The sequence below is a fragment of the Paenibacillus sp. EKM301P genome (assembly GCF_011800295.1).
GTDB classification, from domain to species: domain Bacteria; phylum Bacillota; class Bacilli; order Paenibacillales; family Paenibacillaceae; genus Paenibacillus; species Paenibacillus polymyxa.
The window spans coordinates 92,867-115,442 of sequence record NZ_JAALFM010000007.1 but is presented as its reverse complement, the minus strand read 5'-3'; the positions used below and the strand labels follow the sequence as shown (position 1 = coordinate 115,442).

General features: G+C 45.5%; 18 protein-coding genes. 10 read left to right on the top strand and 8 right to left on the bottom strand.

All coding sequences use genetic code 11. The features are described from left to right. Positions 1 to 3 precede the first annotated feature (3 nt). From HFD99_RS17730 to HFD99_RS17715, 4 genes are all read right to left on the bottom strand, one after another. Positions 4 to 1,482 (bottom strand): spore germination protein, encoded by a 1,479-nt coding sequence (locus tag HFD99_RS17730; protein ID WP_016820174.1) that lies wholly within the window; start codon positions 1,480 to 1,482, stop codon positions 4 to 6. 165 nt (positions 1,483 to 1,647) lie between these two features. Then, a complete protein-coding gene (gene pgmB / locus HFD99_RS17725) occupies positions 1,648 to 2,313 on the bottom strand; it encodes a beta-phosphoglucomutase (protein WP_016820175.1) in 666 nt (221 codons plus the stop codon). A 24-nt stretch (positions 2,314 to 2,337) separates the two neighbouring features. Next, positions 2,338 to 4,620 (bottom strand): glycoside hydrolase family 65 protein, encoded by a 2,283-nt coding sequence (locus HFD99_RS17720; protein WP_167440967.1) that lies wholly within the window; start codon positions 4,618 to 4,620, stop codon positions 2,338 to 2,340. 154 nt (positions 4,621 to 4,774) lie between these two features. Then, on the bottom strand, positions 4,775 to 5,782 hold the full coding sequence (locus HFD99_RS17715; RefSeq protein ID WP_017425636.1) for a LacI family DNA-binding transcriptional regulator: 1,008 nt from the start codon (positions 5,780 to 5,782) through the stop codon (positions 4,775 to 4,777). Between the two features lie 245 nt (positions 5,783 to 6,027). Here HFD99_RS17715 and HFD99_RS17710 point away from each other — a divergent pair, with 245 nt between their 5' ends. Both HFD99_RS17710 and HFD99_RS17705 read left to right on the top strand, forming a co-directional pair. Continuing rightward, positions 6,028 to 7,692: a PTS transporter subunit IIBC gene (locus tag HFD99_RS17710; RefSeq protein ID WP_016820178.1), complete on the top strand. Its 1,665-nt coding sequence runs from the start codon at positions 6,028 to 6,030 to the stop codon at positions 7,690 to 7,692. 5 nt (positions 7,693 to 7,697) lie between these two features. Continuing rightward, on the top strand, positions 7,698 to 8,519 hold the full coding sequence (locus tag HFD99_RS17705) for an endonuclease/exonuclease/phosphatase family protein (protein ID WP_025363744.1): 822 nt from the start codon (positions 7,698 to 7,700) through the stop codon (positions 8,517 to 8,519). A gap of 23 nt (positions 8,520 to 8,542) precedes the next feature. Here HFD99_RS17705 and HFD99_RS17700 read toward each other — a convergent pair whose 3' ends face one another. Both HFD99_RS17700 and HFD99_RS17695 read right to left on the bottom strand, forming a co-directional pair. Next, positions 8,543 to 9,802, bottom strand: a complete 1,260-nt coding sequence (locus tag HFD99_RS17700) for an MFS transporter (protein ID WP_342030473.1) — start codon at positions 9,800 to 9,802, stop codon at positions 8,543 to 8,545. A gap of 125 nt (positions 9,803 to 9,927) precedes the next feature. Then, complete coding sequence (locus HFD99_RS17695) at positions 9,928 to 10,425, bottom strand: DinB family protein (RefSeq protein WP_016820181.1); 498 nt, start codon at positions 10,423 to 10,425, stop codon at positions 9,928 to 9,930. A 306-nt stretch (positions 10,426 to 10,731) separates the two neighbouring features. On the opposite strand from HFD99_RS17695, the gene HFD99_RS17690 reads away from it, so the two are divergent. Both HFD99_RS17690 and HFD99_RS17685 read left to right on the top strand, forming a co-directional pair. Further along, positions 10,732 to 12,225, top strand: a complete 1,494-nt coding sequence (locus tag HFD99_RS17690) for a monooxygenase (RefSeq protein WP_025363746.1) — start codon at positions 10,732 to 10,734, stop codon at positions 12,223 to 12,225. Between the two features lie 102 nt (positions 12,226 to 12,327). Then, on the top strand, positions 12,328 to 12,810 hold the full coding sequence (locus tag HFD99_RS17685; protein WP_025363747.1) for a MarR family transcriptional regulator: 483 nt from the start codon (positions 12,328 to 12,330) through the stop codon (positions 12,808 to 12,810). A 103-nt stretch (positions 12,811 to 12,913) separates the two neighbouring features. On the opposite strand, the gene HFD99_RS17680 is transcribed toward HFD99_RS17685, so the two are convergent. Beyond that, the gene (locus HFD99_RS17680) at positions 12,914 to 13,843 is read right to left on the bottom strand and encodes a response regulator (RefSeq protein WP_016820184.1); all 930 of its coding nucleotides are present in this window, start codon (positions 13,841 to 13,843) and stop codon (positions 12,914 to 12,916) included. 5 nt (positions 13,844 to 13,848) lie between these two features. Then, positions 13,849 to 15,153 carry a sensor histidine kinase gene (locus HFD99_RS17675; protein ID WP_016820185.1) on the bottom strand — a complete coding sequence of 435 codons (1,305 nt, stop codon included), beginning with the start codon at positions 15,151 to 15,153 and terminating at the stop codon, positions 13,849 to 13,851. A gap of 211 nt (positions 15,154 to 15,364) precedes the next feature. Here HFD99_RS17675 and HFD99_RS17670 point away from each other — a divergent pair, with 211 nt between their 5' ends. From HFD99_RS17670 to HFD99_RS17645, 6 genes are all read left to right on the top strand, one after another. Then, positions 15,365 to 16,618, top strand: coding sequence for a cation:dicarboxylate symporter family transporter (locus HFD99_RS17670; RefSeq protein ID WP_016820186.1), 1,254 nt, complete (start codon positions 15,365 to 15,367; stop codon positions 16,616 to 16,618). Positions 16,619 to 16,877: 259 nt separating this feature from the next. Next, positions 16,878 to 18,389 carry a methyl-accepting chemotaxis protein gene (locus tag HFD99_RS25970; protein WP_025363748.1) on the top strand — a complete coding sequence of 504 codons (1,512 nt, stop codon included), beginning with the start codon at positions 16,878 to 16,880 and terminating at the stop codon, positions 18,387 to 18,389. Positions 18,390 to 18,524: 135 nt separating this feature from the next. Beyond that, positions 18,525 to 18,887 (top strand): DUF1304 domain-containing protein, encoded by a 363-nt coding sequence (locus HFD99_RS17660; protein WP_016820188.1) that lies wholly within the window; start codon positions 18,525 to 18,527, stop codon positions 18,885 to 18,887. Positions 18,888 to 19,046: 159 nt separating this feature from the next. Continuing rightward, positions 19,047 to 20,666 carry an ABC transporter substrate-binding protein gene (locus HFD99_RS17655; protein WP_025363749.1) on the top strand — a complete coding sequence of 540 codons (1,620 nt, stop codon included), beginning with the start codon at positions 19,047 to 19,049 and terminating at the stop codon, positions 20,664 to 20,666. 73 nt (positions 20,667 to 20,739) lie between these two features. Then, positions 20,740 to 21,690, top strand: a complete 951-nt coding sequence (locus HFD99_RS17650; RefSeq protein ID WP_025363750.1) for an ABC transporter permease — start codon at positions 20,740 to 20,742, stop codon at positions 21,688 to 21,690. Positions 21,691 to 21,694: 4 nt separating this feature from the next. Next, positions 21,695 to 22,540 (top strand): ABC transporter permease, encoded by an 846-nt coding sequence (locus HFD99_RS17645; protein ID WP_016820191.1) that lies wholly within the window; start codon positions 21,695 to 21,697, stop codon positions 22,538 to 22,540. Positions 22,541 to 22,576: the final 36 nt, after the last annotated feature.

The following is a 22,576-nucleotide window of genomic DNA, read 5'->3' as shown; positions in this document are numbered from 1 at the left end:
GGTTTACTTCCTTTTCCGGTTAGAATGTGTTTCGTCCTGTGTTTTTAGCATCATAGGACGCTTTCTGAGGTATTTAAAAGGAACCCGTACCAAGGTGTCTTGTTGATCTCTTAGCCGAACAGGGGCTAGGGGTGACATGTAAGGAACTCCAAAGCTTTTGATCTGGACCATGTGTACGCCTAAACAAATAAAGGCTAAAATTACTCCATACAGCCCATAAACCCCCGCGATCATCATAATGGGAAAACGAAGAAGCCGGATTCCGATACTGCCGCTGTACTGCGGGCTTGCAAAGGACGCAATGGCAGTAAGACCAACAACAATAATTAGAAAAGCACTTACAACCGCCGCCTCGACAGCTGCTTGTCCAATAACCAGGCCGCCTACAATCCCAATAACCTGTCCTATCCCTTTGGGTAGCCGCAGACTTGCCTCACGTAATATTTCCAATGCCACTTCCATAATCAAAGCCTCCACAAAAACGGGAAAGGGAATCCCTTCCCTTGAGGCAACGATAGATATGACCAGCTCAGGCGGGATTAATCCAGGATGGAAAGAAATGAGTGCAACGTACAACGAAGGCAGGAATGTTGCAATGAACAAAGCCATTAAACGAAGCATACGGAAAAATGTTCCTAAAGGAAAACGCTCATAATAATCCTCTGGGGATTGAGCCAGCATCCAGAAGGTCATGGGAGCAATTAGGACAAAAGGGGTGCCATCTAGCATAATGACAACCCTCCCTGACATTAAGGCCGTTATCGCTTTATCCGAGCGTTCAGAGGCTTGAATCTGGGGAAACGGAGACCATGGATGTTCCTCGATCCATTGCTCAATAACCCCGGTATCAGAAGCATCATCCACATCAATCGTCTCGACTCTTCGCTTCACTTCCTGAACTAGCTCCGGATTTGCGATATCCGATATGTACAAGATTGCTAATTTACGGGAGGATCTCCTTCCTATGGTTATTTTGTCTATTCTGAAACTAATATCTTTGATGTGCCTTCTAACCATTGCCAGGTTACTTTCCAAATCCTCAATAAAACCTTCCCTTGGTCCTCTAACCAAAGTTTCGGTGCTGGGTTCATCAACACTTCGCGAAGGAAATTTGCCTGTAGAAGCAAAAAAAACATCATCCGTTCCTTCGATCAGCAGACAAGTATATCCCGATAATACTTTGCTTACACACGTCTCAAGGTCTGTCCCTTCTGTCATATCGATCGTAAATGCTGTCTGCTGTATCAACTCCTCCTTTATTTTCTCAGGATTAACTGGGGAGTGGTTTTCACGGACTCCAGTTAAAATGAGCGGCTTGACGATTTGTTCGTTAATCATACTTGTATCCGCAATACCGGAGAGATAGATCATAATGACATGAATTCCCGTTTGGCCTACATTCATTTTTTTGAAGACGACATCAGGAAGATGACCCAGGGTCTTTTTTAGATGGTCCAATTTCGCCTCGAGTGGTCTTGCCAATGACGTTTCCCCCTTCAAAAAACTTAAGCATGATATGCATGTAATATGTGTAAAATAGTGATAAATATTCATGAATCCTTTTGTACAGTACAAGAAAAAAACGAACACCTAATGGTGTTCGTCTCTAGTCATACATAACGTCATATGAACTTAATCAGAATGAGATCATTTTTTGAACTCGTAAAAATGTTCCTCCAGCATACTCAAAGAAAGCTCGGCTGTAGTGGCTACCACGATATCCGCACCTTGCATTTGCGAAGGCGTTCCTACACCAACTGCGAACATCCCGGCGCCCTTGATCGCCTGAATGCCGGCCTGTGCGTCTTCTATGCCGATACAATCGGCAGGCTGAACGCCCAAATTCGCAGCTCCGGCGAGGAAAATTTCTGGGTCAGGCTTGCCATTCCGAATGGACGTAACATCCACCACACTGTCAAAATAGTGTGCTAGCTCCAGCCGATCCAGTATAAACGCTGCATTTTTGCTCGCAGAGGCGAGCGCGATGCCGATTCGGGCTTCACGAAGCTCCTTCAGAAGCGCTTTAATACCGGGAAGAACGTCTGCGGGAGTTAAAGCTGAGATAAGCCGCTGATACTCGGTGTTTTTTTGCATGGCCAGTTCTTGCTTGCCTTCTTCTGATAACGTATCGGACAGGTTACCACGCACTAGTATTTTTTCGAGTGATTCCGTACGGCTGATTCCTTTTAACTGTTCATTAAATTCCCGATCGAAAGGGATGCTGAGCGCTGCCGCCAAGCTGCCCCATGCCTGAAAATGATATTCAGCCGTATCTGTAATGACTCCGTCCAGATCAAAAATAACTGCTTTCATATGCTTTCCCCCTGTCTGGTCCATTTATGAAGCACTGTTCGCCATTAACGATTGCCCACTGGTAATGTGCGTTGGCTGTCCATACAGCTCCAGCGTCAGCGGTTCTCCGTCCAGCAGGGTAATGATTACTTCACCCTCCTGTACGAGAATACTTAGCAAGCGGCCGCGATAGTTGATTTTAAACGTATATTTGTTCCAGTCCTTCGGTAGAAAAGGGGAAAAGCTGAGTGTTTCATTATAGGTTCTCATCCCGGCAAATCCCTGTACAATCGCCAGCCAGCTTCCTGTCATGGAGGTGATATGGAGTCCGTCTTCGGTGTCGTTATTATAGTTATCCAGATCCAGACGGGCCGTCCGTTTATACATTTCGACTGCCTTATCTTCCATTTTGAGTTCAGCGGCCAGCACGGCATGAATCGAAGGAGACAGACTGGATTCATGAACGGTCATTGGCTCGTAAAATGCAAAATTGTGTGCTTTTTCCTCCAGCGTGAACTGGTCTCCAAAGAAATAGAGCCCTTGCAGCACATCTGCTTGCTTAATGAAGCAGGAACGCAGGATTTTATCCCATGACCATTTCTGATTAAGTGGCAGATTGCTCGGATGCAAAGTGGATACAGGCTGCAAATCCTTATCCATAAAGGTATCGTGCTGTACGAAGACGCCTCGCTCTTCATCATACGGATAATACATGTTGTTGATGATATCTTGCCAATGTGCAAGCTCATCAGCTGTAACTGCCAGGCGCTGCGCTTTCTCAGTCGAAATTTGAGGCAAGACCGATAATGTATATTTCAGAACCCATGCAGCCAACGTATTGGTATACCAGTTATTATTGACGTTATTTTCGTATTCGTTCGGCCCAGTAACCCCGTGGATCATATACTGCTGACGACTGTTGGAAAAATGAACCCGATCGGCCCAGAAGCGGCTAATTTCGACCAGTACATCGATTCCGTATTCATGCAGATAAGTCAAGTCACCCGTATAATTGGTGTAATTGTAAATGGCATATGCAATCGCACCGTTACGATGAATTTCCTCGAAGGTAATTTCCCATTCGTTATGGCATTCCACGCCTGTAAAAGTGACCATAGGGTACAATGCCCCTCGAAGCCCTTGCTGGGCTGCGTTATGCTTGGCACCTTCCAATTGTTGGTGACGGTACAGCAACAGATTTCGCGTTACGTCCGGGTCTGCAAGCGCCAGGTACATAGGTACGGCATATGCTTCTGTATCCCAATAGGTGGCACCGCCATATTTTTCACCCGTAAAGCCCTTCGGTCCGATATTCAGACGGGCATCTTCACCGTAGTACGTAGAGAATAGCTGGAAAATGTTAAAGCGTATTCCCTGTTGGGCCTCCGTATCCCCCTCGATTTCGACATCTGCCTTGTCCCAGCGTCTGGCCCAAGCGTCGATATGCTCTTGCTTTAGAGAGGTGTAGCCTTTGTTCACAGCTTCCACGGCAATGCGTTCACCTTGCGGAATCAATGCATCCTTTTCCATATCGCGTGAAGTGGTGACGGCTACAATTTTTTGCAGTTGGATACGGTCCCCTGGCGAGACGTTATATTGATAGTGGCGTGCAGCATACAAAAAGCTCTCTTCCGTCGTCTGCTCATCCTGTCCCTCGGTTACAATACCCATGGTAGCGTTTACGGTAAAGCGCGGAATACCGAAGGGATTATCTATCGTCGTTGTGGACAGACTGATGAATTGCTCTTGAACCTCACGGGCCTCTTCCAGCCAAAATACCTCGTCATAGTTGGTGTCCTCATTTTTCGTATTGCCGTCCAAATAAGGAACAAGCTCAATGCTTAAAGGCTGATCGCTTATATTTTCGACCTGATAATCAATCAGGCATAATTCACGTGTAGTAATGCTCAGAAAACGCTCTGTAGTGATACGAACCTGGTCGTTCACAGTACAAGCGCGCCGCAGGATTCCCTGCTTCATGTCCAGTTCCTGCACGAAATCGCTGATGTGTGCCGCAAATAAGTCCACTTCCTCTTGGTTTACAATCAGACGGATGCCGATGAAATTCATGGCATTGATGACCTTGCCGAAATATTCAGGATAGCCGTTCTTCCACCAGCCTACCTTTGTTTTGTCAGGGAACCATATACCGGAGATATACGTCCCTTGATGATGATCCCCTGAATAAGTTTCTTCAAAATTGCCGCGCATGCCCATATAACCGTTGCCTATGGACGTTAAGCTTTCCTGTAATCGCATGTGTGTGCTATGTAGAGTGTGTGTTGTCAGCTTCCAACTATCTACGTCAAATAATCGGTTGTAAACCATGATTGCGTACCCCTCTCGGAAAATGAGATCGTTGTTTTAACGGAACCAATATATGAGCGAGTTCAGTATATAGTGCAACCGTTTGCCCTGTCAACGCAAAAAAACTGATTTTATGAATATCCACAAAATCAGTTCTTGTTCATTTCTTAGAGATTCATAGTGTCTGGCTTGATTTGCGCTCTACAATTCGGTGGGGAACAATGATGTGCTTGGTCAATTCTTTCGGGTCTTTAATTTTTTCGATCAGACTTTTGGCAGCCTGATAACCAAGGCTGAAGATATCAATATCCACGGAAGTAAGAGGGGGATTCATCAGCTCAGCCAGCATCAAGTTATTAAAGCTCACCATGGAAAGCTGCTCTGGCATGGATACGCCTAACTGAGCAAGCATTTTCTGTACGGCCATGGCTACAAGGTCATCGCTAACGATCATCGCTGTAGGTGGCGGGGAAGCCTGTAATAACGTGCGCATGTCCTCCAGATTAAAGGGCTCCCTAACCACGTATTCTTTTGGTAGAGGCAAGCCAGCCTCTCGTAGCGCATCTTGGTAGCCTCGGAGTCTTTCAAGATTTACGATGTGTTCCTGATCACCGCCAACATAAGCAATGCGCTCATGCTTCAGCCCCGTCAAATAAGTGACCACATCTTTGGCAGCCTGGTAGTTATCGTTGTCTACATGGGTAGTTTCACTGACAAACTGCTGAGGCTTGCCGATGACGGTATAGGGGATTTTCTCTTTATGAAGATACTCCACGATGCTGTCCTTTTGCTTGGAGTACAGGACAATGTAGCCGTCAACGCGTCCGGTCCGGGTCATCAACTTTACGCGGGATAGCAATTCATCACTCGTCTTGCCTGTGACAATCGACAGTGTATAGTTGTGCTCGTTTACCCATTCGCTGATCCCGCGTAGGCTTTCCGGAAAGAAAGGATTCTGAAAGATCGCCACGTCCGATTCAGGCATAATAATGCCTATCGACTGTGTGACACGGTTAGCCAGGCTTTGAGCGGAATAGTTGGGTTCATAGCCAAGCGCCTTCATTTCTTTGCGAACGCGTGCCTTGGTGGCTTCGCTGATTTTGGGGCTGTCTTGAATGACACGGGATACGGTGGAAGTAGCAACTTTAGCACGTTTTGCGACATCTTTGATGGTTACTGCCATCGTCTTCGTCTCCTTTTGCTATCTCAAGCAGAAAATATTATGTTCTATCATACGATATTGCTCCAATTTCAACAAATTAGCGGCTTTTTCGAGTATTTCTATCATCATTAACCAAGATATTTATAACTAGGGTATTGCCAATAGAAAGCGATATCATTATAATAATCGTGCAACCGATTGCATAATATTTTTTATTGAGCACTACCCATGCTATACATACTATAAGGGATGGAGACTGAACGAGCATGAAAAAACTTCTATCATTTGATTTTTGGCAAAAGCTTGGGAAGGCACTTCTTGTGGTTGTTGCTGTCATGCCAGCAGCCGGGATTATGATTTCACTTGGTAAAGTAGTGGCGATGTTGGCTGGCGATATTCATTTCTGGGTGACTGTCGGCGGGGTCATGGAGAATCTGGGCTGGGGCATTATCAACAACTTACACATCCTGTTTGCCGTGGCGATTGGTGGTTCCTGGGCTAAGGAACGAGCGGGCGGGGCTTTTGCGGCTCTAATTGCCTTTGTTCTCATCAATATTTCAACAGGAACGATTTTGGGCGTATCCTCGAAGATGCTAACCCAGGAAGGAGCAACCACTCATACCCTCTTCGGTGCAACGATTCCGGTTAGTGGTTATTTCACCTCTATTTTGGGGGCTCCTGCACTCAATATGGGTGTGTTTGTCGGTATTATCTCCGGCTTTGTCGGGGCCGTGGTGTTTAATAAATACTATAATTATCGCAAGCTCCCCGATGCTCTAGCTTTTTTTAACGGTAAGCGCTTTGTCCCTTTTGTCGTGATTTTATGGTCTGTAATCGTTAGTTTGATCATGTCTGCTGTCTGGCCATTTGTCCAAGGAGGGATTAACCAATTTGGCGTCTGGTTGGCGACTTCGGGAGAGTCGGCTCCTTTTGTAGCGCCGTTTGTCTATGGTACACTAGAAAGACTGCTGATTCCTTTTGGTCTTCATCATATGTTGACCGTTCCTATTAACTATACTCAACTTGGTGGCGTTTACACGGTGCTCACGGGTTCTGGAGCAGGAAGCGTTGTTGCTGGGCAAGACCCGCTGTGGCTGGCTTGGGCTAGTGATCTCAGTGCGCTTCGTGGTACGGATCCGGCAGCCTACAACAGCTTGCTGGGAGACGTAACGCCTGCCCGCTTCAAGGTAGGACAGATGATCGGCGGAGCGGGTATCCTTATGGGGCTGGCCGTGGCTATGTATCGCCGCGTAGATAAAGATAAACGCAGCAAGTACAAGTCAATGATTTTCTCTGCAGCAGCAGCCGTCTTTTTAACAGGGGTGACGGAGCCGCTGGAGTTCATGTTTATGTTCGTAGCGCCCGTGTTGTATGTAGTTTATGCTATTCTTACCGGAATCGCGTTCGGAATGGCTGATATCATACATCTGCGTTTACATTCATTTGGTATGATTGAACTGCTGACTCGATTGCCATTGTCTATAAATGCGGGGTTGGTACAGGATATAATCAACTTCGTGCTGACTTGTGTTGTGTTTGCGGTAGCAACCTACTTTATCGCGTATTTTATGATCGGTAAATTCAAAATGGCTACGCCAGGAAGACTGGGGAACTATACGGATGAGGAGCCCCAAGCGACTTCCGAGGCAGAGAGTACATTAACGGATGGTGTGGCAGCGGTTTCAACTCAAAATCAATTGGCTGCGGATATCATCAAGACACTTGGGGGTGAGCAGAACATTGTCGAGGTGGATGCTTGCATGACCCGTCTGCGTGTGACGGTGAAGGATACAGAAGCTGTCGGGGATGAAAAGACGTGGAAAGCGCTAGGCGCCTTGGGCTTAATTAAAGTAGATAATGGGGTACAAGCGGTTTACGGACCAAAGGCCGATGTGCTTAAATCAGATATACAAGACATACTCAATAGGTGATTAGCTTGAAATTGTTAACCTTAAATGCACATGCTTGGATGGAAGAAAACCAGCACGATAAGCTAAAGCAATTGGCTGCTTTTATTGATGAACAGCAGTTTGATATCATTGCTTTGCAGGAAGTGAATCAGTCCATGGAAGAGACTCCTTTGTCAGCGGACGATTTGGGCGCGTACTATAGTGCAGATCCTGAAGTTGTCATTAAACGTGATAACTATGCTTATGTACTGAATGGGCTATTGTCCGATGCCTATCACTGGACGTGGGCTCCTGCGCATGTGGGTTTTGCCAAATATGACGAGGGTTTGGCGATTCTGTCCAAAGCACCGATTACAGCTACGGTGAACGAATATGTTTCCTCGGTACAGGACTATGACAACTACCGCTCGCGTAAAATTGTGGGCATTCAAACGGTGGTGGACGGAGTGCAGGCCTGGTTTGTCAGTGGGCATTATAACTGGTGGAATGATGAGGAATCCTTCCGCGGACTATGGGATCGTACAATCGAAGTTCTCGCTCCTTTAGCTCCGGCTCCTATGTTTGTGATGGGGGATTTCAACAACGCGGCCGAAGTGCGCGGAGAAGGATATGACTATGTATTGCAATCCGGTTGGTCAGACACCTATCCGAATGCAGTAGTACATGATGCAGGACACACGGTCATCAAGGCTATTGCTGGCTGGGAAAGTAATGCGGAGCCGCTCCGTATTGACTATATCTTTTCCAATAAGACAGTACAGGTTCAATCCTCAACGGTCGTACTGAACGGGAAAACAGGACCCGTTGTATCCGATCATTTCGGCGTTGCAGTCGAGTTGGAACTGTGATGAACACAAAGGAGGCCATTTGCTTATGCAAGTGGCCTTTTTCTTATGGATTTTGATTTTAATCGAATAACATATTGAATAACAATCGCAATCAATACTAATATCATATTGTAATAAAAGGGGGTATTGAGGCTAAAACGGTCCATGAGCGCGCCTGCAATGATTGGAGACACAATGGCCCCCACTTCGGACAAAGATACGACGTTGCCGATAAATGAGCTTCTATTGTCTTCAGGAATAACATCTCCTAGCTGCGAGTAAAAGGAATCCAGATAGCTGGCTCCTCCTATACCTCCGATGAACATCCCTAAGTATACGATCCACGGTTCTGTGAACCACAGAAATAGGATGATTTCCATCATGATCAACAATAGACCGATGATACATAGCAGCAAGCGATCCTTGAGTATATCAGATATTTTGCCAATAAAGGGTGCTGATACAAAGGTTGATATGCCGATGATTGTAAAGGCTACGCTGATTTCTGCTGGACTCCAATGGAGCTTGTAGGTCGCATATACTGAGAAGTATGTTAAAAATATAGCAAATGCACTCATTTCAAGAAAATGAACGGTGGAATAAAGCAACAACTGTTTCGTTAATTTGATTCTTCTCTGCGATTTTTGAAAGGGGGGATGCTGTGGCTGTGGCTTTAAGAGAGAATTAGCGAAAGTCATTCTTGAAACGGCAACGAAGGATATACAGGCAAAAAAAGCAACGAAATAGAATGGAAAGGATAAAGAAAAATAAGAAACGATAACTCCACTTATAAGAGGGCCTAAAATCATACCAGCACCTTCACTGCTGCTGATATATCCATTGAGCGTGCCTCGATTCTCTGCGGTGCTCATATGGTTGATCGTGACTCTGACGAAGACGGTTAGCCCTATAGCCACCAAGCCTTGAAGAAGTCTAAGTATAGATAAAACAATGAAGCTTCCTGCAACCGGGAACAGAAGCATACAAACAATTTCGGCGATGAGTAAGCTCAACCCCAAGCGTTTTGCACCGATCTTTTCATATATTTGTCCTGCCATGCCTCCACCAAGAAATCTTCCCACATAAAACAAAGAAAATAAAATGCTCATGCCAAGTGTAGATATCCCGAATTGCTCTACATAAATAGCAAAGAGTGGAAGGATCATGCTTCCACTCATGTTAGCAATAAGGCTGATCACGATCATACAGGCAATATTACGATTTAAATATAAGTGTTTTACCATATCCTCGGAGCCTCTCTTTGAGCTTGCATTATGGGAACCGTTTTTCCGATGACTCCTGATTATGCATGAACGGCTTCCATTCGCTAGCGGGTTCCTTCATAGGATACGCAGGCGTACTCTACGCTGTGCCTAAATCCCAATGCCATTTTGGAGGTGTGACACGTATGGCAAGGGTAGGTGTGCCTTTAAGCAGGGAAGCCGCCTCCTGGTGGTGGCCAAGCTCCATAAATACGGCGCAGCAGTACAATTTCACCCAAATGATAGGAATTGTGGGAAGCGATATTTCGCAGCAATCCCGCTTTTGTTTCACCTGGGAAATGAGCCAGTGATTCATCCAGTTGCGCGGTTTCGGCAATTTGCACAGCCCGATCTACGCCTTGTAAAAATTCATTAATGACAGCCTGCCATGCCTCTTCGCTTTGCGGTCCAGTTTCTTCGGGCCAGCTTTCCATGACATTGCCCGGAAGCTGGGGCTTCCGTCCTTCCAAATGCTCCAACATAAATTGCTGCCAGTAAATCATATGTTTCAGTAGTTGATAAATGCTGTAGGGCATTTCTGCGTTTTTCTTCCCTGCTAGCTCGACGTTAATATCTGGCAAAGCCCGAGCCACGCGAATATGTCCACGTTCCCCGACCAGTGATTTAACCAGCGCTTGACCGAATAATTGGTTGGCATCCGACATGTAGGATCATCCCTTCTATGAGAGCTTGTTTCTAGCTTAGTCTTATTTTACGATTATACAATTATATTTTCCAAAATGTAAATGAATACGTGGTTTAAAGTAAAGGGCAGAAATCATTTTAATAAAGTAGTTGATAATTGTTCTCAATTAAATTACAATAATATTGTTTCAAGAGAAACAATAAACGACATTTATATGTGTTGTTTAGTATATACGGAAACGTTAAGGGGAGCTTTCTGTATATATATATTGTTTCTGTTGAAACAATAGGTGGTGGGAATAAAGTTTTTAGATAGGGGTGTGAACATGGATTACGAAGTGATTGTTGTAGGCGGCGGACCCGTTGGGATGTGGTTGGCTGCTGAGTTGGCATTGGCGAGGGTAAGCGTATGTGTAATTGAACGTTTGGAGGAGCCTATTCGCCAGTCGCGTGCGCTTACGCTACATCCACGGACACTTGAGATGTTTGATATGCGTGGATTGAAGGAGCGGTTTATGAAGCACGGCAGACCTATACGTACAGGTCACTTTGCAATGCTGGATACCCGCTTGGATTTTTCTGCGCTTGATAGTTCCTCCAATTATACATTGTTTATCCCACAGGTGATTACAGAGCAGTTGATTGAGGAGCATGCGCTCAAGCTGGGAGTTATCGTCCATCGTGGCATGGAAGTGGTATCTGTACGGGAGCAGGAGCAGGGCGTAGAAGTGGTGAGTGTACGCGCGTCTGGACCACAAGCCAATGTATCGGTGATGACTGCTGCCTATGTCGTAGGAGCGGATGGGGCCGGTAGCATCGTGCGGAAACAAGCGGGGATTGCTTTTCCGGGCACGGATACTACTCTGACTGCTGTATTAGCGGATGTAGAGTTAGCCAATCCGCCTGAAAATGGCGTACATTCCGAATATAGTAAACGAGGCGGGGTGATGATTGCCCCCGTGTCTTCAGGTATTTATCGGGTTATTTTGACTACACTTCGATTGATGGATGTCCCGAAAGACGCACCTGTAACGCTGGAAGAAGTGCGCACAGAGCTGTACGATCTGCTTGGTACAGATCTTGGCGTATCCAATCCTCGCTGGTTATCTCGATTTGGGAATGCAACGCGGCAGGCGCAGACCTATCGTAAAGGGAGAATCCTGCTAGCAGGTGATGCTGCGCATATCCACTTCCCGGCAGGCGGACAGGGAATGAATGTTGGCTTGCAAGAGGCTGCGAATCTGGGATGGAAGCTAGCAGGAGTGATTCGTGGCTGGGCTCCAGACACGCTGCTGAATAGCTATCATGACGAACGCTATCCGGTTAATACGCAGTTTTTACGGAATACCGAGGTTCAGACCCGCTTAATGGATTTTACGCCTGCTGTCTTGGCGCACCGCCAATTACATGAGGAATGGTTCCGCCATCCGGAAATTAATCGGTCTATGGCAGAGCAGATTAGTGCACTGGATGTATGTTATCCAGGGGCTGGCAATATACCGCAGCATCCGCTGAACGGGAAACGGTTTGCTGATTTTGAATTGCGGTTGCCTAACGGAGTGACATCGTATGCTTACGATCTTCTTCATGAAGGCCGATTTGTACTTCTCCATCTTGCACAGGATACTAAGGTATCGAATGAGTTTCGCCATATCTCACTTTCACATATTTCATATGTGGAGGCCATAGCTGAAGAATTGCCCGTTGGATGGAGAGATGTGCATACGGTTCTCATCCGTCCGGATGGGTATATCGCTTGGGCTGTTTCTGTGAAACAAACGGATATATTGAGTGTTATTAAGGATGCATTATCACGTTAATATAAAGGAAAAAGGTATGATCATGACCATATTGTTTCCTGCGAAACAAATGTGGGCTATAATGAAAGGAGGAGTATGCCAAAGGAGTGACTACTTGTTCGTATGGAGAAGGCGACATCGGTTCAGCATGTCTATGATTTGCTTATTAAGATGAATCACCAACTGGAGCAGCATCAGCAGAGAGAGGGCATGATCTTTCTCGAGGAAATCCGCGAGCACTTTGACGGAATGACTTCGCTCAATATGACGGATGTGCACGTTATGGATTGTATTGGGAGGCATGAGCCGATCAATGTTACAACCTTAGCGGAACGAATGGAGCTGAGCAAGGGGACCGTTTCGAAAGTTAGCACCAAGCTGCTCAAGGAAGGCTGGATTCGCAGAACCCAGCTGAACGACAACAAAAAAGAGATTTATTTTCGGCTAACCCCGTTGGGGAAAAAGCTCTTTCTTGTACATGAGCGGCTGCATGCTAAGGCACAGCATCAGTTATTTGAATTTTTAGATCGTTACAGCTCGGAAGAACTAAATGTCTTGAAGCGTCTGCTGTCCGATGGTGTAGGTTTCTTGGAAGCTATGGAGTAGCAGAAGATGAGTCTCAATTCCAAAGGACATTTAAATCATCGACAATGTGCACCTGTTTATTCTTCATGTGATAGCTACATGGAGAGATGCGGGTGCTTTTCTTTTAATGCAATAGCCGTTTTGCTTCCATATAGAGCACCTGCACGAACTTTTTCGTATTAATGCGGGCTTGAGATAGTGAAGGCTCCACATTGTTTTGCAGTTCCAACATTTTTTTGCGGATTTCTGTAAAATCAAAAAACTTGGATGCATAATTTTCAAACTTAGGATGGGTATAGTCGGTCAGCCCGAGCGATACAATATGGCTTAATGTCTGGAAAATAGCGCGGCGGACACGCTGCTCCGATGCCTTGATTTCCTTGCTTAGCTCTATTGCTGAAGCTGAGTCTCCTAATCGTTTCAACGCTATATTGGCAAATATATCCTTTAGCGAGGGAAACAGATAGGGGGATAGATTGCCTGTTTCCTCCTCATATTGGTCCAAGTATTCCAACATATCCAGTAAATCCACACTTCCGGCTTCGCCGATCATTCCCATTTCGGAGAGCAGAAACTGTCCCGAACTCACAATGTTTCGGGTCGGTTCCAGTGTCGCTGATGGGCCATTCGATGTGAACATCGACAGTCCTTGCAGTGTGCGCTGGATATCTGTAATCGATTGCTGCATACGCAGGCGTTCGGTTACTTTTTGGATAACTGCAATAATTTCCAGTCGGTTTAAAGGCTTGGCAATATAATATTCAATACCGAGTGAGTACGCCTCACCGATCATGTTTTTGGATTCAATCCGAGAAATCATAATGATTTTTCCGCTAAATTGATCACCGAGTGCACGCACGGTCTGAATGCCGTCACGAAGCGGCATCAGCAGGTCAATCAGCAATACATCAATTCGGTTCAGCTCCAGCAGGCCGCTATTCACGTAGGAACCATCCTCCGCTTCCCCAACAACCTCTCCTAAACCCTCGTCTTCAATAATGTCTGCCAGCATAGAACGAATCCCCTGATCGTCATCTACAATATAAAAACGCATCCGGGCTATCTTCCTTTCTCCGTCAGTTTCCGTAAAGGTAATATGATTCTAAAAGTGGTCTGTAATCTATCTGTATGCTCATCTTCATTCTGTAGTAGTTCAAGCGTTCCATCAAGACTCTCCGCGACTTCACGCACATAAAATAAACCCATGCCGGTCGAAGGCTGTCCTCCCTCATCATACTTGGTCGTGTATCCCGGTGTGAAGATCATTTCCCGTTTGCGCTGAGGAATACCTGGACCGTTATCGGTGACACTAAAGGATATTATATCCTCTTGTCCTGGTAGAAAATGAATCGAGACGTCAATCCTTCCACTGTCTTTCATCGCTTCTACTGAATTGGAGGTCAGGTTGTTAATTAGAGTGAGAACTGTATAAACATGCAGTTTGGGCAACAAAGGATCGAAATTCAGCGTGAAACGGATAGACTTGCCTAGCGATTGGGCGTATTTGCTGTTCGTTCGGACGATCAGCTCGCCGAGTTCCTGTGAGGTCATATAATGCACGTCGCTTTCCGAATCAATGAGCTTGGACAAACCGGCAAAAATCCGCTGGCTGTCTTTTTTAATCTCATGGACTTGTCCGGAAATACGAAGTGCCTGTCTGGCGTAATGTTCTCTATCTTTCAGAGATTCATCCTGCTGCAGCTCGCGGTATAGCTCATAGCTTTCACGGGTGATTTGCTCTGCATGTGACAAAGTTTTGCCTAACTGGACTGACTCCTCATACAAGTCCGATACCAGGAGTAAAATTCGCTCCGTTTGCTGTCTTTGTGCCTCTTCATGCTGAACAGATTGATTTAATCGAATCATATTATAGAACCCAAGCACAAAGAAGCTGCGGATCATGGCCATAAAAGCCACTTTGCTGATCTTAACGATGTCCCAGAAATCACCATCAATGCTTCGCCGTACACTAAGCTCCGCCACACTTGCGGCAACCTCAATTCCCACAGAGAGGATGCCCACACGCAGTGCGCGGTAAGGCTCAGCATTAATGTTAAGAACCTGAAAGAGCAGGCCATAAACCATATAATAAAAAAAGGTAGGTCCATGCAAGGTCATTAATTCTTCAAAGGAAGAGCCGGGATGAAGGTAATGATTGAGTGAAATACGAAATGCAACTACTGCTATCCCTGCAAACACTCCCGATAATGCAGGTGGAATATGACGTATAGATAACAGAAAGAAAAAAAATACGGGCGTACCAAAGCTGAGACGAAATGTATTATCGAACGGGTGAATATTCAACTCACCTGCTAGGGGTACAAAGATAAGCATCAGCAGGAAAAGAAGGGTATTTAGCTTCATCCATATTCACCTCCGGGTATTTGTTTCAGAAAGTCAATGTAAGATAAATTCACAGGCTTAGCATTAATACTTGTGAATTTATAGAAAAAAACAAATACATGTGTAGATAACTGTCGGTTTTTATAGTTCGGATTGTAGTATAAATAACATCATTTGAATATTAAGAGCTGCATACTGCAAAAATATACAAACCAGCCAGGGGGGACATGAAGTGAAAAAGATTAATTTAACAATGCAAATCTTTATCGGTCTGGCTTTAGGTATTATTGTTGGTGCCTTATTTTACGGCAATTCAGGGGTGGAAGTCTACTTAAAGCCGATCGGTGATATTTTCATCCGCTTAATCAAGATGATTGTCGTACCTATTGTAATCTCAACGCTCATTATTGGTGTAGCCGGCGTCGGAGATATGAAGAAACTGGGGAAACTCGGCGGGAAGTCGATTCTGTACTTCGAAATTGTAACGACCATTGCGATCCTGTTTGGTCTGCTTGTTGCCAATCTGGTTCGCCCCGGTGAGGGCGTGGACATGTCCCACCTGGCCAAGAGCGATATCCATTCCTATGTGGAGACTGCGGAAAAGTCAGGCCATAACTTTATAGATACGATTGTGCACATTGTACCTACCAATGTTATTCAAGCCCTGGGCGAAGGAGATATGCTGGCTATTATATTCTTCTCTGTATTGTTCGGATTAGGAGTAGCAGCGATTGGTAACAAGGGCAAGCCTGTGCTGAATTTCTTTGAAGGTGTAGCCGACGCCATGTTCTGGGTAACCAATCAGGTCATGCGCCTCGCTCCGTTCGGTGTATTTGCACTGATTGGCACGACAGTGGCCAAGTTTGGATTAGCCTCGTTATGGCCGTTATTGAAGCTTGTACTGTCAGTGTATGGCTCCATGTTACTGTTTATTGTGATTGTCTTTGGAATTATCGCCAAGCTTTGCGGTACCCGTCTCTGGACTATGGTTAAAATTTTGAAAAGTGAGCTGTTGCTTGCATATTCGACGGCCAGCTCGGAAAGTGTCCTGCCTAAGATCATGGAGAAGATGGAGAAATTCGGGTGTCCGAAGGGAATCACATCCTTTGTCATTCCGATCGGATATTCTTTTAATCTGGACGGCTCCACTCTGTATCAAGCACTGGCTGCAATTTTCATTGCCCAAATGTATGGCATTGATTTGCCGATCACGACCCAAATCACGCTGGTACTCGTGCTGATTATTTCCTCCAAAGGTATTGCAGGCGTGCCGGGCGCTTCCTTTGTCGTGTTGCTCGCTACGCTGGGAGCAGTGAATCTCCCGCTGGAAGGTCTGGCCTTTATCGCTGGTATTGATCGTATTCTGGATATGGCGCGTACGGTAGTCAATGTTTTAGGGAACTCGCTTGCGGCTGTAGTCATGTCCAAATGGGAAGGACAATATGATAAAGAAAAAGGCGAGGAATACGTTGCTTCAATTAAATAAGATACATTGAACCGAATAGTGGATACCAAGAGCACCTTTGCGAAGTAATGCAGAGGTGTTCTTTTTGTTTCCAAACTTGTTAACACACTTCCTTTTTCGACATTTTTCGATGTTTTTTGTATGGATATATAGGTATATGGACACGAAAAATAAGTCTTAATACCTATGTGATTATAGATTTATTTATAATGATTCTTAATAAAATTCCGATATTAAATTATACCGTTTTATATAACTGGCTTAGAAGGGAAGATCATATATGTTTCTCAAGAAAAATGAGTCTCAATCACTTGCTCCTTTAGTAGAAGAAAGCCGCAAACTCTCACAAAGAATACAGCAAAAGGATTATTCTGCTGCAATACAGGTTTCCTCAGCATCTCCTGAAATTCAAGAAATCGCAAACAATGTCAACCAAGCGATAGAGTCCATGAAAAATGATGCTCAACATGTTGATATCCGTTTGAAGCTTGTTACTAAGGCGATAGAGATTGGCTTATGGGACATGGAGGTCATTGCGGGTGATCCCGTCAATCCAAGTAATACGTTCACATGGTCAGAAGAATTCCGTTCTATGCTGGGATATCAGAGCGAAAAGGAATTCCCCAATGTATTGGACAGCTGGTCATCTCGACTACACCCCGAAGACTATGACAGATCTTTGGCAGAATTGTCTGATCATTTACTGGATACTACGGGAAAAACCCCTTATGACGTACAGTATCGTTTGAGGCTGAAGCATGGAGAATATCGCTGGTTCCGGGCTACCGGAACGACGATCCGTGACCAGCAGGGAGTGCCACTTCGTATTGCGGGCGCTCTGTTGGATGTGCACGATCAGAAGATTAAGTCAGAGGAGCTTCAGGCGCTAGTTACAAGATATGATCTCATCAACCGTGTTTTGGTGGAGGCGCCATATGACGTCATTCTGGCTGATGGAGACATTGAGAACCCGGATAATATATTTTGGTGGTCCCAGCAATTTCGCCATACCTTGGGCTTTAGGGATGAGCAGGACTTCCCGAGTGTACTAAGCAGTTGGAGTTCACGCATACATCCTGACGATGCCGAGCATGCGTTTAAGGCTGTAGTTGATCATTTAAATGACTATTCAGATCGTACGCCATATGATATGGTATGTCGCTTACAAAGTAAAAATGGAGAATATCGCTGGTATCAAAACAGTGGAAGAAGCATACGCGATAGCAAAGGAGTGCCTATTCGCATTGCCGGAACCATCCGTGATATCACAGTGGAAAAGGAAAAGCAGGCTGTTGCAGACGAGCTTACGCTCAAAATTCAGCATCTATCCGATTCCATTACAGAAATGGTGAACGGTGTTAACTCGGTTAGTAACCAGGCACAGGAATTGGCTACGGCTCAAGAGCAATCGACAGAGGCAGCGAATCAGGCCAAAGTCAGTGCAGAAGAGACGCAAAACATTTCGAACTTCATTAAAGAGATTGCGAATCAAACGAATCTATTGGGTCTGAATGCTGCAATCGAGGCATCGCGTGCAGGCGAGCAGGGACGGGGTTTTGCAGTAGTTGCAGATGAAGTCAGAAAACTTGCCATCCATAGTGCGGATGCGACCGGGAATATCGAGACCAGTCTGGACGAAATGAAAACACTCATCGAGCGAATTCTGCACAACATCGGGAATATGTCTACGCTGACACAAACACAAGCCGCGCTAACACAGCAAGTCAATGCATCTACGGACGAGATCAACAGTATGTCCAAAGCTTTGTTGGATTTTGCGAGAACGATGTAAGGCTTTAGACTTCATGTAAATAGTAGACCGGGCCATAGGCTCGGTCTCTTTACTGCTTTTGGTAGATGAACTATACTTTTGAGGATCAATCTAAGATGACCTCAGAGTAATTTCATGTGGAAAAGAGGAAGCGATTTGAGCCTACTTAGTTCAATATTGGTTGGAATTGTAGCGCTGGAGCACGTGTACATTTTAGTATTGGAAATGTTTTTGTGGACGACTCCACGCGCGATGCGTACGTTCGGTACCTCGAAGGAACTGGCAGGAGTGACCAAACCCTTGGCAGCCAATCAGGGGCTGTATAACGGATTTCTGGCTGCTGGATTGGTGTGGGGCTTGTTCTATCCCAATCCTGTGATCGGGCGGCAAATCGAATTATTTTTTGTCATTTGCGTAGTAGTGGCTGCAGTGTATGGTGCATTAACGGCTAATAAGTCTATTTTATTAAAGCAAGGTCTGCCTGCCATCTTGGCATTAATCAGTTTGCTGGTCTTCTAAAAGACGCCCTTAACGGGTGTCTTTTTTGCTAATTCGATCACATAATGTCTGCAATGCTAATGACAAGGGGAATAAACAGTTTTTGAACGATTGTAAATCCGACTATTCCGATTTATAATATTTTTCAATACATACTTAAAGAATTTGGAGGCTAGAGCGATGCGTCGTAATTTGACAGGTATATTCGTATTCATCGTATTAATGTTGGTAGTAAGTGCATGCTCCGGCGGAAATTCGGGATCTTCGTCTGCGACGAATGGTAGTGCGTCTGGCACAGATGCAACTACAGCGGATAACGGACAGCCCAAAGATGGTGGCAGCCTGATTATCGGCGTGCAAGCCGATCCGGTGGTGCTGAATCCGAACTATGCGGGTGACCGGGTAAGTCTGACGATAGATCAAGCGATATTTGCACCTTTGTTCCAAGTGAACAATGGCAAGAAGACGTTTTATTTGGCAGATAGCCTGACTCCTTCGGCAGACAAGTTGACCTATACACTAAAACTGAAAAAGGATCTGACTTGGCATGATGGCGAGAAGCTGACAGCTGACGATGTCGTTTTCACGATTAACAAAATTTTAGATGAGAAGCAGCACAGCTTCTTGAGAAGTAATTTTATGGTCAACGGCAAGTCGGTACAGGCGAGCAAGGTTGATGATACGACGGTGGACTTCAAGCTTCCTCAGCCAGCCCCAGCTTTTGAGGCGGCCCTGGTACAGGTATCCCCGATTCCGAAGCACATTTTTGAGAATGAAGCGGATATTGAGAAAAGCACGAAAAACAACACTCCGGTTGGATCAGGTCCTTTCAAATTTAAAGAGTACAAAACTGGCGAGTACGTTACACTTGAACGGTTCGATAACTATTTTGGCGGCAAGCCGCATCTGGATTCTGTGACATATCGAATTGTTAAAGATTCGAATGCTGCCAATTTGGCCCTGCAAAATGGTGAAATCAATGTAAACTATCTCGACCCACAAAACGTAGACACCATTAAAGCGACAGATAAGTTTGACATTTTCCCTTACAGCGAAGGACGCTTGGCATACCTGATGTTTAATGAAAACAGTGATACGAAGCAGTTGAACAAAAAAGAAGTACGTCAGGCACTTTCTTATGCACTGAATCAGGATGAATTGATCCAGGTATCGTATGGCTCCAAAGATTATGCAGATACTGCAAAGTCCGCTTTGACACAGGATGTACTGTATCACACGAATGATGTTGCATTTTTCAATAATGATGTGAACAAGGCGAAGGAGCTGCTGAAATCGGCCGGCGCTGAAGGGCTGAAGCTGCGCATTATCATTCCGGGCGGCAACAAGGTACAGGAAGCACAGGCGCTGTATATCCAGCAGAAGTTCAAGGATATTGGCGTTCAGCTGGATGTGAACAGTATGGATTCCTCAGCGTGGTCGCAAAAATTCGTTGATACGAATGCCAAGGATTTCGATCTGGCGATCAGCGGCTATATCATGGGGTATGACCCTGATGCGTATCGTATTTTGTATAGCACGGGATCGTCCTCCAACTATTCGCATTATTCTAATAAAGAAGTAGATAAGTTGTTGGAAGAGGGCGCGGGTGAGTCGGATACGACTAAACGTGGAGAAATTTATAAAAAGGTACAAGAAATTTTGGCTGATGATGCGGTTATCTACCCGATTGCATACACCAAAACGATTGTGGCCTTCGACAAGCAGTATGGCGGTATTGATCAGGCTGTGTTGAAGCCGGTCGTGATTTTCGAGGATTTGTCCAAAATTTATCACAAATAAGACAGGGTTTTCAAAAAATAAGCTGGGGTAACCAGCTTATTTTTTTCGAAAACAGCAAGGGGAAGGAAAACGTATGAGACAACTCATCGCCAGAAGGTTGCTGCAAGTTATACCGATGCTATTTTTTGTGTCCGTCGTCTGCTTCGGCTTGATCAAGCTGGCTCCAGGTGATCCGGTTCTCTCTTTTGTTACACCGAATATGCATCTGGAAGATATTGAAAGAATGAGGCATAGCTTGGGGCTGGACCAGCCCGCTTATGTACAGTACATATTATGGCTTAAAAAAAGCCTGACAGGAGATCTAGGTTATTCGCTAATTAATCATCAGCCTGTACTGGATCAGATTCTCGACCGTCTCCCGGCGACAGCGGGGTTAATGGGCGCCTCCATCATACTCGCTGTGTTGATTGCAATTCCACTTGGTTTGATTGCTGCGGCCAATCGGAATCGCTGGATCGACAAGCTCATTAATCTAATGTCGTACATCGGTATTTCTGTCCCATTGTTTTGGCTTGGCATTTTGCTTATTTATCTATTTGCAATTTATTTGCATTGGCTTCCAAGTACAGGGATGCGTACGATCGGAACGGACTCGGTGCTGGATGTAATCAAGCATGGAATTTTGCCATGTTTTGTACTGGCCTTTGGCTTTCTATCTGTCTATGTGAGGTACATCCGTTCCAGCACGATTACGCAGCTTAAGGAAGAGTACGTGCAGATACAGTACGCGTTCGGATCTGGACAGCGACTGGTTTTGTTCCGACACGTGCTCAAGCATGTGCTGCTGCCCATCATTACGCTGCTTGGTATGTCGGTTGCGGATCTGGTAGCGGGAGCCATTGTGACGGAGACGGTATTTTCCTGGCCGGGTATTGGCTCGCTGGGCATGACGGCTGTAAAAGGAATGGATTATCCCGTCATTATGGGGATTACTTTATTTTCCGCTTTGCTGCTGATCCTGGGCAATCTGCTGGCAGATATCTTGTACAGCATGGCGGACCCGAGAATTAAATCAACGAGGTGAAAACATGAATCGGAGCAAATGGCGCAACATCGGGATCGAGCTGATGACGAGCAAAATGGGCGCCGTCGCCCTCATACTATTGATCGTATTCTCGCTGGGAGCGATTTTCGCATTTTTATCACCGCAGGACCCGAATAAGCTGAACGTACTGGAGCGCCTCCAACCACCGGGAGGCGCACACTGGTTTGGAACGGACGATTACGGTCGGGACTATTTTACAAGAGCGCTGTATGGCGGTCGTGTATCCTTGCTGGTGGGCTTTGCCTCTATGATTATTGCGACCAGTATTGGTGCAGTGGTAGGCATTGTGAGCGGCTATTTTGGCGGGTGGATTGACAACCTGCTTATGCGGATTTTGGAGCTAATCATGTCGATTCCGTCTTTTCTAGTTATATTGCTGCTTAGTGTGTTTTTGAAGCCAGGCGTTGGCAATATCATTGTCATTATCGCCCTGCTCATGTGGATGAATATTGCCCGGGTGGTGCGGGCAGAGACGATGACGCTGCGCGAACGGGAGTATGTGCTTTATGCCAAAGCTTCCGGACAAAGTACATTTGGCATTATCCTGAAGCACATCGTTCCCAATCTGATTCCAGTCATTATCGTAGGAGCGACGAACAATATCGCTTCAGCCATTATGATGGAATCATCACTGAGCTTTCTCGGCTTTGGTGTTCAACTGCCGAACGCTACGTGGGGCAGTATGCTGAATAATGCCCAAGGTTATATTGCACAGGCACCATATATGGCATTGTTTCCGGGACTGCTTATTTTACTGACCGTGTTGAGCTTTAATGTACTGGGAGATGTACTGCGTGTAGGCTTTGAGCCCAAATTAGTAAAACGGTGATTCACAGCATAGATCCATTAACAATGGCTCCAGGAG

Excerpts from the sequence above, each read along its gene's own strand:
- pgmB (WP_016820175.1), bottom strand. The coding sequence starts at position 2,313 with ATGAAAGCAGTTATTTTTGATCTGGACGGAGTCATTACAGATACGGCT.
- HFD99_RS17720 (WP_167440967.1), bottom strand. The coding sequence starts at position 4,620 with ATGGTTTACAACCGATTATTTGACGTAGATAGTTGGAAGCTGACAACA.
- HFD99_RS17715 (WP_017425636.1), bottom strand. The coding sequence starts at position 5,782 with ATGGCAGTAACCATCAAAGATGTCGCAAAACGTGCTAAAGTTGCTACT.
- HFD99_RS17710 (WP_016820178.1), top strand. The coding sequence starts at position 6,028 with ATGAAAAAACTTCTATCATTTGATTTTTGGCAAAAGCTTGGGAAGGCA.
- HFD99_RS17695 (WP_016820181.1), bottom strand. The coding sequence starts at position 10,425 with ATGTCGGATGCCAACCAATTATTCGGTCAAGCGCTGGTTAAATCACTG.
- HFD99_RS17690 (WP_025363746.1), top strand. The coding sequence starts at position 10,732 with ATGGATTACGAAGTGATTGTTGTAGGCGGCGGACCCGTTGGGATGTGG.
- HFD99_RS17685 (WP_025363747.1), top strand. The coding sequence starts at position 12,328 with ATGGAGAAGGCGACATCGGTTCAGCATGTCTATGATTTGCTTATTAAG.
- HFD99_RS17680 (WP_016820184.1), bottom strand. The coding sequence starts at position 13,843 with ATGCGTTTTTATATTGTAGATGACGATCAGGGGATTCGTTCTATGCTG.
- HFD99_RS17675 (WP_016820185.1), bottom strand. The coding sequence starts at position 15,153 with ATGAAGCTAAATACCCTTCTTTTCCTGCTGATGCTTATCTTTGTACCC.
- HFD99_RS25970 (WP_025363748.1), top strand. The coding sequence starts at position 16,878 with ATGTTTCTCAAGAAAAATGAGTCTCAATCACTTGCTCCTTTAGTAGAA.
- HFD99_RS17655 (WP_025363749.1), top strand. The coding sequence starts at position 19,047 with ATGCGTCGTAATTTGACAGGTATATTCGTATTCATCGTATTAATGTTG.
- HFD99_RS17650 (WP_025363750.1), top strand. The coding sequence starts at position 20,740 with ATGAGACAACTCATCGCCAGAAGGTTGCTGCAAGTTATACCGATGCTA.
- HFD99_RS17645 (WP_016820191.1), top strand. The coding sequence starts at position 21,695 with ATGAATCGGAGCAAATGGCGCAACATCGGGATCGAGCTGATGACGAGC.